This window comes from Dehalococcoidia bacterium, assembly GCA_025060295.1.
Taxonomy (GTDB): Bacteria; Chloroflexota; Dehalococcoidia; order Lucifugimonadales; family HRBIN23; genus HRBIN23.
The window spans coordinates 18,574-27,504 of the sequence record JANXCH010000012.1 but is presented as its reverse complement, the minus strand read 5'-3'; the positions used below and the strand labels follow the sequence as shown (position 1 = coordinate 27,504).

Below are 8,931 nucleotides of genomic sequence, written 5' to 3'. Positions count from 1 at the left end.
CTCGCCTGCCTCCTGGGTTGACCAGGAGAGAGTCTGGGTCAGCCCCCCAATGGGGGGAATGCGATGCGCTGTTACCACGGGGAGGAAGGCTCGGCCCGCTGACCACCGCGTCTCCCCGCCCTTGGTGCGCACGACCAGGTCAAAGAGTTGGGAGGATGGCGTGGTAACTATTACCTCGTTGGGAGAAGTGGTGGTCAGGGTCAGGCGGATCTCCAGAGCCTCGCCCAGGCGATACTCGCTTTTGGAGAGGGAGAGGGTTAGGCGCAAACCATCCTGAACGGGGGAGGAGACGGTGGGGCCAGGGAGGGGGGGTGGAGTGGGTGTGGCGGTCGGAGTAGGAAGTGGCGTGGGAGTCGGGGTGGCCGCAGGGTGCACCGTGGGGGTGGGTGTGGGGGAAGGGGGAAGGGGTGTTGGGGTGGGGGTGGGCATCCGGGCGCAGGATAAGAGCAAGCCCATGCCCAGGAATGGCAGACCTTTCCCCACTATAGCCACAAGTGCTTGCGTCCACCTCTGTCCCATGTCTACCCCTACCATCTGGGGTGGGGCACCCTCTTTCACCCCACGGTGAAGAGGATTGACCTTCAAATCTAAGCGCTTTTTGCCTCGCTGTCAAGGGGGCATTCCCCCGAGGGGTGTGGCTACCCCTTCTCCTGGGCCTCCAGGGCGTCGTTGAGGGCCTGCACCAGTTCGTTGAGTTCGGGGAAGCGCCCGACTTGCTTCTTGGAGAACACCAGTTTGCCGTTGACCTTCACCTCAAAGACGCCCCCGCCCCCGGGCACCAGGCGCACTGCACCGATGGTGTCCTGGAAGATGTTGAACAACTCGCCCACCATCCAGGCGGCGCGCAAGTGGTAGCCTCAGGACATGCAGAAGGTAATTTCTACCTCAAGGCCTGTGTGGGGCATGGCTCCCTCCAACGCTCCGGCTAGGCGGGGATGCCCAGAGCCTGGGCCAGCATCTGGCGGATTTCCCGCACCGTCTCCTGCTGCCAAACGGGCCAGCGGGCCAGCAGGCGCTTGCGCCGCTCGGCGCGCAGGTCCTCCTCTTTGGCGTGGGGCATCTCCCGCTTCAGGTGCTCGGTAACCTCAGCCATCTCCTTGTTGGCCAGGGCGGGGCGCTCAATCCAGTGGCAGATATACTCCATATTCTTGGTGTAGAAAACGAAGGTCGGGATGGAGCGGAACTGCCCCTGGTAGAGGAACTCGTCCATGATGTCCAGGTTCTGGTCGCGGGGGAACACCCGCAGCTCCATGCCCACCGCCTCGGCGATTTTGGCCATCACCGGTAGGCCCCGGTAGACATCGGGGCACCAGTCCTCCCCCAGGGCCAACACCTTGGCCGGCCCCCTGGGGTGGGCCAGCGCCCGACGGAAGAAGGCCAGGTCGTCAGGCTTGGGGGTGAAGTCGTTATACCATTTTTGGAACTGGTCCAGGTTCACCTTGGCCTGGGCCAGGAACTGCTGGTAAGTCAGCCCTTTGGCGAAGCGTTCGGCCGTTACCACGCTGGTCTTCTGGGCCATTCTTCAACCTCCTGCGTCTCGCCTCTGGGGGCCACCGGCCCCGTCCCTTACCCGATGTGTCAACCCTCTTCGCCCTCAAAGCCCACCTCTACCCTCCCGTCGGGCCACACGATGATGGGCACCGTGTCGGCCAGGGCCAACGCCTCGTTGAGCCACTCCTGCCGTTGGCTGACCACGCGCTCTTCAAAGGGTTGGCCCCGTCGACGCCAAGCCACCTTCAGTTTGAGGCAGGTGGGACAATCGGGGAGAGTGTAGACGATGGGCTTCTCGCCGGGCAAGCCCTTTCCCCTCCAGCACGGTCGGTGTAAATGCAGTATAGCACAAGCGGGGCGTCTCCCCCTGGGGGATACGCTGGGTCGGGGGGGCAATGGCTTGTGTGCCTCCCCAGCGGGGCAGGGCATCCTGGAGCTGTGAGGCCCGTGTTCTCTGTATTCGGGGCATGCAGTTGGCACATCCCAGGGGTCTTTGGTATCGTAATTGAAAACAGCGTGAGCACTTAGGCGGAGGGTTTCCTGACGGGATAAAGGACGGGCAGAGATGAGCGGGTATTTAGCGCGCCGGCTCCTGGTCTCCATTCCCACCCTGCTGGGCATGTCCATCCTCATCTTTGTGCTGTTGCGCCTGGCCCCCGGCAACATCGCTGACTTCATCTTTCAGTCGGCCGGCTATGTGGATCCTCGGGCCAAGGCCCAACTGGAGAAGGAACTGGGTCTGGACAAGCCCCTGGTGGTCCAGTACTGGAACTGGCTTCGGGATACCTTTCAAGGCAACTTGGGCAAGTCGTATTTCTTTGACCGTCCGGCGTGGGAAATCATCAAACCCCGCATCCCTGTAACCCTGCAGTTGGCCATTATGTCCATGATCATTGCGATAGTCATCGCTATCCCCTCAGGCATCATTAGCGCCGTGCGCCAGGATACGCCCCTGGACTATGCTCTACGGGTGTTCAGCATTGCGGGGCTGTCCATCCCCGCCTTCTGGTTCGGGCTTCTGATCATTCTGATTTTGGTGCAGGTGGGGCAGTTGCCGGAGATGCTTTATGTCTCCCCCTTTGAGGACTTCGGGGCGAACATGAAGCAGTTCATCTTCCCGGCGCTGGCTGTGGGCTATCGCTCCAGCGCCCTCATTATGCGCATTACCCGCTCCTCCATGCTGGAGGTGATGCGGGAGGATTACATTCGCACGGCGTGGGCCAAGGGCCTGCGGGAGCGGGTGGTCATCTACCGCCACGCCCTGCGCAACGCCTTGCTCCCCGTGGTTACCGTTATCGGCATTGAGTTCGCTTTCCTTATCGGGGGGCTGGTGGTAACGGAGCAGGTGTTCAACCTGCCCGGGGTGGCCCGCTACCTGGTGGATGCCATTCGCCAGCGGGATTACCCCATCGTACAGAGCCTGGTAATGTTCATCGCTACAGTGGTGGTGCTGGCCAATCTGGTGGTGGACATCCTGTACGGGTGGCTGGACCCGCGCGTGCGTTATCAATAGCGAGGGGGTGTGGTGTGCAGGCGCAATCGGGTGTGCCGGCGACAACGCTCACAGCCCTGGCGGGGCGCAAGCGCCCCTGGTGGAAAACCCTCCTGCGTTTCGCCCGGAGCAAGCCCCTGGGCACTGCGGGGGGTGTGGTCATCCTGCTGATGGTGTTGGTGGCCATTTTCGCCAACTTCCTGGCCACCCACGACCCCACGGCTGTCAACGCTCGGGCCACTTTCGCCCCCCCCAATCAGACCTATTGGCTGGGCACCGATAACCTGGGGCGGGATATTTATAGCCGTATTGTGCACGGAGCACGGGTGTCGCTGATTGTAGGGTTGGGCTCCACCCTGCTGGGTACAGTCGTAGGGGGAATCCTGGGGCTCCTGTCGGGCTACTTTATGGGCAAACTGGATATGACCCTCCAGCGGATTATGGATATCATGCAGGCCATGCCTTTGTTGGTGCTGGCTTTGGTGATGGTGGCTGCCCTGGGGCCTTCCATGCCCAATGTGATCATCGCCATCTCCATCCCCATCATTCCCAGGGCTGCCCGGGTCATACGCTCCAGCACCCTGCAGATACGGGCCATGACCTATGTGGAGGCGGCGCGGGCTGTGGGGTGTGGGGACTGGCGCATCGCTTTTCTGCACATTCTCCCCAACACTTTGGGGCCGTTTATCGTATTAGCCACCGCCCAGTTGGGGAGTGCCATCCTCACCGAGGCGAGCCTCTCCTTCCTCGGGCTGGGGGTGCCGGAGCCCCACCCCTCCTGGGGGCGTATGCTCTCCGGCTCGGCGGCCGAGTTTGCCCAGCGGGCCCCCTGGCTGGTGATCTTCCCCGGTTTGGCCATTAGCCTGGCGGTGTTCGGCTTCAACCTGCTGGGTGACGCCCTGCGGGATGTCTTGGATCCCCGCCTGCGGGGGCGCTAGCCCTTCCCCCACCTCCTGTTGGCGGCACCGGGGCCCCTGGATACGCCATACCCTCGGGTGTGCAGAGGGGTATGCGGGGGGTGTTGTCTGCCAGCACGCCACGCCAGGGGGAGGGTCGCTGTTTAGCCCGCCACGGCACCTGTCAGCGGCCAACGGTGCTCAAGGTGAACGCCCTGGACAAGGCGACATGGCGCGCGGTTTTCAGGGCGGATGTGGGTGTGCAGGGCATGCGTTAGGGGACAATTGCGCGCAGTCTCTATGCCCACACCCGCTGCTCGCCCCTGGTGCATGCCATCACGGGGGGTGCATTCCTGGGGGGTTCTGTTAGGGGCACAAAAATGGAGCGGAAGAGGGGCTTTGAACCCCCGACCTCCTCCTTGGCAAGGAGGCGTTCTACCCCTGAACTACTTCCGCTCGCACCTGTTAGCATACGGCACCAAGGGGATGAGCGTCAAGCCCCTGGGCTGTGTGGGGTGGCGGCAGGGGAAGGATGAAGACTGGGGACGGCTCCCTCTCTTGGGGGGTGAAGGTGCAAGCCTCATTGTGGGCGCAGGTATCCCGTCAGAAGGGGGGCTCCATCCCTTCGGGAGGGGGCCTACAGAGCGGGAGGATTGCGGTCTTTTCCATCTGCTATACTTTCCCCGAAAAAGGCGCAGGAGGAAGCCGATGGTCCCTCTGAAGGTGTTCAACCCCGTGGCCAAACCCGTCCAGACCAGGATCACCCCTGCCCCCCGCCTGACCGACCTCAACGGCAAGCGCATCGGGTTGTATTGGAACATCAAAGCGGGGGGCGATGTGGCCCTGGAGCATACCCGTGCCTTGCTGGAGAAGCGCTTCCCCGGTGCCCGCTTCTCCTTTTACCCCGGCGATGTGGGGTTTATGATTCGCCACATGACGCCCCGCCTGGCCGATCGCATCGCTCGGGAGGTGGACGCCGTCATCGGCACCACTAGCGACTGAGGGTCGTGCACGTCGTGGCTTGTCCACGACATGACCCTCCTTGAGCGGCGGGGTATTCCCACTGTCTCCTACACCGCCCAGGGGTTTGTGCGCGATGCCCGGCGCAGTGCCCTCACCTTCGGCCTCCCCGAGTTGCCCCTTGCCATTGTTCCCCTTCCCTTCACCAACCAACCCCCCCAGGATATCCGCGCGATGGTGGAGGGCGCTTTGGACCAGGTTATTGCTGGCCTCACCCAGCCCCTCGCCGCAGGTGAGGTGCACGAGGAGCTGGTGTTCGTGGACGAGGAGTGGCTCACCTTCGAGGGTAGGGGCCTGCAGGCCTTCCAGGCCATGAACGAGCGCTTCCTTTCCTACGGATGGGGCGATGGTCTCCCCCTTGTCCCGCCCACTGAGGAGGCTATGGAGCGCATGCTGCGGGGCACCCGGCGCAACCCGGAGGATGTGGTGGCGGTGCTGGAGCCGGGCTTCGGCACCGGCACGGTGGCCAAAATCGCCGCCAATGCGGTCATGGCGGGCTGTCGGCCCGAGCACTTGCCTGTTGTGATCACGGCGATAGAGTGCCTGGCCGAGCCGCAGATCTACCTGCGCAATAAGGCCATGTCCACCGGCCCTCATGCCCCCCTTATCTGGGTGAACGGCCCCATTCGGCGGCAGATCAACCTCAACAGCCGGGTGTGCGCCCTGGGGCCGGGGGCGGTCTCGTATGCCAACACGGTCATCGGGCGGGCGGTGCGCCTGTGCATGATGAACATCGGCCATACCTACCCTGGGGTGTCGGACATGGACACTATCGGCTCGCCTCTGAAGTATAGCGCCTGCGTGGCCGAAAACGAGGAGGAGAACCCCTGGACGCCTTACCACGTGGAGCACGGCTTCCCCGCCGATGCCAGCACGGTTACTGTGCACTTTGTCTACGGTATCTGCGAACTCCACGACTTCCAGAGTGCCGAGCCGGAGCGGTTGGTCCACGTGTTTGCCACGGCGGCCTGCAACGCCGCCCAGGTCTGCACGGGCCAATGGCTGGTGGGGCGGCGCACCGATCCCCGCTACGGCACCCAGGAGAAGGAGCACCACACCCTGTTCATCTGCCCCGAGCACGCCCAGGTGTTCCGCAAGGGGGGCTGGAGCAAGGAGCACGTGCGCCAGGCCATGCACCGCTTAGCCCGCATGCCCTTCCGCCTGCTGATGCTCCCCAAGGAGCCCAAAGCCCTGGCCCTGGCGCATCCAGAGTTGACCTGGCTCTGGGACAGCCCGGAGACGCTGGTGCCGGTGCTGGAGGGTCCCGAGTGCTACGAAATCGTGGTGGTGGGGGCCGTAGCGGGCAGGGGCGCCTTCTTCTGGGGGGCAGGGGCACCTGTAACCAAGCCTATCCAGCCGTAGCCTCGTGGGGTAGGCCCTGTGCGGGCCTGGCGCGGCCGCAGCCCGACAGGAGCCAGGCACGCACTGCCAGGGGTTGTGCTCCTCACAGGTGTCCACCCCCTTGACAAAAGTCCACTTTTGGACTTATACTTGCTAGTGAACATACAGCACGTGGAGGGAGCTATGCAGGAGCGGTGGACTCTAGAGCAGGTGGAGCGGTTCCTGGCAGACCAGTATGCCCAGGCGGCCCTGTACTATCAGCGCTACGGGCAGGGCAAGGAGTATGCCGAGGCCCTCTATGCCAAACTCCAGCAGGTGCGCCAGGCCCTGGCCCGGCAGGCGCATACCCACGCTCTGGCAGGGGCGTTCTAACCGGGCGTTCTTGGGCTCAACAGGCCGGCGGGGGGGGTGTCCCCACCGCCGGCTTTGTGTGGGGGTCTAAGGGGATGCCTCCTCGCCTCGTCGGGGGCGTGCCCGTCCCGCTCCCAGTGCATTGGAGACCCGGGAGACGGTCAACACCCCCCGCACCCCTTCTATCTTCCCGAACAGGCGTGCCAACTGCTCCGCATCCCGAATGTGCAGGGTCATGGCCATAGCTCCTCGGCCATCCCCGAACTCCCGCGTCACCATAGAGGCGATGTTCACCCCCTCCTCAGCGATGAGGGTGGTGATGTCCTTCAAAAGGCCGACGCGGTCAATGAAAGTGATACGCACCCGCACGGGGTACAGTTCCTGGGTCTGCCCCCAGGTTACGGGGAGCAGGCGCTCCCGCTCGTCCTCGTGGGTTAGGTTGGAGCAGTTCTGGCGGTGAATGGTGACCCCGCGGCTGCGGGTCACGAACCCCACAATGGGGTCGCCCGGCACGGGGCTACAGCACGGGGCCATGCGCACCAGCAGGTCGCCAACCCCTAAGACCTGAATGCCCGAGGCGGGGCCGATGGAGGGCAAAGGTAACTGGGTCTGAGGTGCGGGCTTCAGGGACTGGGCCGACAGGCGCGCCACCAACGCCGCTGCCGTAATGGCACCGGTGCCTAGGGCCAGATAGAAGTCCTCCACGTCGGCGATCCCGAACTCCTCGGAGGCCAGTTTCTTCAGATCCTCCTCTTTGAGGCGTCCGTGCATGCCCAGGCGCTTCAGTTCCCGCTCCAGAACCTCTTTGCCGCGCTGGATGTTGGCGGGGCGCTCCTGGCGGCGGAACCACTGGCGTATCTTCTGGCGCGCCTGGGCGCTGGCGGTGTAGTCGGGGTCCAGCCAGTCCAGGCTGGGCCCCCGCGCCGTCTTAGAGGCGAGAATCTCCACCGTGTCGCCTGTCTGCAGTTTGTAGTTAAGGGGCACCATCTTGCCGTTGACCTTGGCCCCAATGCAGCGGTGCCCCAGTTCTGTGTGCACCAAGTAGGCGAAGTCAATGGGCGTAGAGCCTTTGGGCAGTTCCTTCACATCCCCCTTGGGCGTAAACACGAACACCTGGTCCGACAGGATGTCCGTCTTGACCGTGTCCACGAACTCTTCGGCCTGCTGCAGGGAGCGCCCCCACTCCAGCAGTTGGTGGAGCCAGGCCATGCGCCGTTGGAAGTGGGGCCCTCCCCCGTTCCCTTCCTTATAGCGCACGTGGGCGGCCACACCATATTCCGCCGCCTCGTGCATCTCCTCACTGCGGATTTGCACCTCGAGGGGGAACGACCCCGGAGGAATGACCGCCGTATGGAGGGCTTGGTAGCCGTTGGGCTTGGGACGGCCGATGTAATCGTCAAACTGCCCCGGCACGGGGGGCCACAGGTTGTGCACCACCTCCAAAGCCCGGTAGCAGTCGCTCTTGGTGGGGACGATGATGCGCACGGCGTACAAGTCGTAAATCTGGGAGGGGTCTTTACCCTGGGCGGCGTACTTATGGGCCTTCTGCCAGATGCTATAGAGGTGCTTGGGGCGTCCGTAGACCCGTGCCATAATACGGTATTTGAGCAGTTCCTTCTGCAGGGTGTCGCACGCCCAGGTGATGAAGGCCTCCCGCTCCGCGCGCCGAGCCGCCACCATCTGGGCGGTTTGGCGGTAGTCCTCGGGGTACAGGTAACGGAAGGCCAAGTCCTCCAGACGCCACTTGATATCCCAAATGCCCAGGCGGTGCGCCAGGGGCACGTAGATGTCCATGGTCTCTTTGGCGATGGCTTTCTGGCGGTCGGGAGAAAGGGCGTCCAGGGTCTCCATATTGTGCAGGCGGTCGGCCAGTTTGATGAGCACCACCCGCAGGTCCCGGGCCATAGCGACCAGCATTTTGCGAATGTTCTCGGCCTGCTTGTGGCTCTCGTCGGTGCGCGTGTTCCCCTTCACCTGGTCGAACACGGCCAGTTTGGTCACCCCGTCCACCAGGCGAGCCACCGTCTCTCCGAAGCGCTGGGCCAGGTCCTCCAAGGGGACGCCGCAGTCCTCCACCACATCGTGCAAAAGGGCGGCGACCAGCGTGTCGGCATCCAGGTGTAAACGGGCCAAGTGCAGTGCGGTCCGCAAGGGATGGATAATGAACGGCTCCCCCGAGGCCCGCTTCTGATGGGCGTGGCACTGGGCGGCGAAGGCATAGGCCCCCTCCACCCGCTCCACAGCCTCCGGGGGAAGGTAACTGCGCGCCTCGGCCAGCAAGGCCTCCAGGCTTTCGGCCAGAGTGACCGCCACCACGCACGCCTCCTGCACCAAGTATAG

The 8,931-nt window shown here is 63.8% G+C and carries 10 protein-coding genes and 1 tRNA gene; 5 read left to right on the top strand and 6 right to left on the bottom strand.

The window, feature by feature from the left end:
• The 4 genes from NZ951_06465 to NZ951_06450 form a co-directional block, all read right to left on the bottom strand.
• On the bottom strand, positions 1 to 534 hold a 534-nt coding region (locus NZ951_06465), incomplete at its 3' end, for a BsuPI-related putative proteinase inhibitor (GenBank protein MCS7207555.1).
• Positions 535 to 638: 104 nt separating this feature from the next.
• Positions 639 to 848, bottom strand: coding sequence for an Rdx family protein (locus tag NZ951_06460; GenBank protein ID MCS7207554.1), 210 nt, complete (start codon positions 846 to 848; stop codon positions 639 to 641).
• 77 nt (positions 849 to 925) lie between these two features.
• Positions 926 to 1,519, bottom strand: coding sequence for a thioredoxin family protein (locus NZ951_06455; protein ID MCS7207553.1), 594 nt, complete (start codon positions 1,517 to 1,519; stop codon positions 926 to 928).
• A gap of 59 nt (positions 1,520 to 1,578) precedes the next feature.
• Positions 1,579 to 1,797 carry a hypothetical protein gene (locus NZ951_06450; GenBank protein MCS7207552.1) on the bottom strand — a complete coding sequence of 73 codons (219 nt, stop codon included), beginning with the start codon at positions 1,795 to 1,797 and terminating at the stop codon, positions 1,579 to 1,581.
• Between the two features lie 259 nt (positions 1,798 to 2,056).
• Here NZ951_06450 and NZ951_06445 point away from each other — a divergent pair, with 259 nt between their 5' ends.
• Together NZ951_06445 and NZ951_06440 are read left to right on the top strand one after the other, a co-directional pair.
• Positions 2,057 to 3,004, top strand: a complete 948-nt coding sequence (locus NZ951_06445; protein ID MCS7207551.1) for an ABC transporter permease — start codon at positions 2,057 to 2,059, stop codon at positions 3,002 to 3,004.
• Positions 3,005 to 3,060: 56 nt separating this feature from the next.
• Positions 3,061 to 3,921 (top strand): ABC transporter permease, encoded by an 861-nt coding sequence (locus tag NZ951_06440; GenBank protein MCS7207550.1) that lies wholly within the window; start codon positions 3,061 to 3,063, stop codon positions 3,919 to 3,921.
• A gap of 339 nt (positions 3,922 to 4,260) precedes the next feature.
• On the opposite strand, the gene NZ951_06435 is transcribed toward NZ951_06440, so the two are convergent.
• Positions 4,261 to 4,335: transfer RNA gene (locus tag NZ951_06435), tRNA-Gly, on the bottom strand.
• A gap of 252 nt (positions 4,336 to 4,587) precedes the next feature.
• Here NZ951_06435 and NZ951_06430 point away from each other — a divergent pair.
• The 3 genes from NZ951_06430 to NZ951_06420 all read left to right on the top strand — a co-directional run bounded on the left by NZ951_06430 (position 4,588) and on the right by NZ951_06420 (position 6,612).
• Positions 4,588 to 4,881: a hypothetical protein gene (locus NZ951_06430; GenBank protein ID MCS7207549.1), complete on the top strand. Its 294-nt coding sequence runs from the start codon at positions 4,588 to 4,590 to the stop codon at positions 4,879 to 4,881.
• Between the two features lie 30 nt (positions 4,882 to 4,911).
• Entirely contained in the window at positions 4,912 to 6,261 is a 1,350-nt protein-coding gene (locus tag NZ951_06425) for a hypothetical protein (protein MCS7207548.1), read from the top strand.
• Between the two features lie 162 nt (positions 6,262 to 6,423).
• Positions 6,424 to 6,612 (top strand): hypothetical protein, encoded by a 189-nt coding sequence (locus NZ951_06420; GenBank protein MCS7207547.1) that lies wholly within the window; start codon positions 6,424 to 6,426, stop codon positions 6,610 to 6,612.
• 66 nt (positions 6,613 to 6,678) lie between these two features.
• Here the strand turns inward: NZ951_06420 and NZ951_06415 are convergent, their stop codons facing one another.
• A complete protein-coding gene (locus NZ951_06415; protein ID MCS7207546.1) occupies positions 6,679 to 8,907 on the bottom strand; it encodes a bifunctional (p)ppGpp synthetase/guanosine-3',5'-bis(diphosphate) 3'-pyrophosphohydrolase in 2,229 nt (742 codons plus the stop codon).
• Positions 8,908 to 8,931 lie beyond the last annotated feature (24 nt).

Coding starts and splice junctions, on each gene's coding strand:
- NZ951_06430 (MCS7207549.1), top strand. CDS start 4,588: ATGGTCCCTCTGAAGGTGTTCAACCCCGTGGCCAAACCCGTCCAGACC.
- NZ951_06425 (MCS7207548.1), top strand. CDS start 4,912: ATGACCCTCCTTGAGCGGCGGGGTATTCCCACTGTCTCCTACACCGCC.
- NZ951_06420 (MCS7207547.1), top strand. CDS start 6,424: ATGCAGGAGCGGTGGACTCTAGAGCAGGTGGAGCGGTTCCTGGCAGAC.
- NZ951_06455 (MCS7207553.1), bottom strand. CDS start 1,519: ATGGCCCAGAAGACCAGCGTGGTAACGGCCGAACGCTTCGCCAAAGGG.
- NZ951_06445 (MCS7207551.1), top strand. CDS start 2,057: ATGAGCGGGTATTTAGCGCGCCGGCTCCTGGTCTCCATTCCCACCCTG.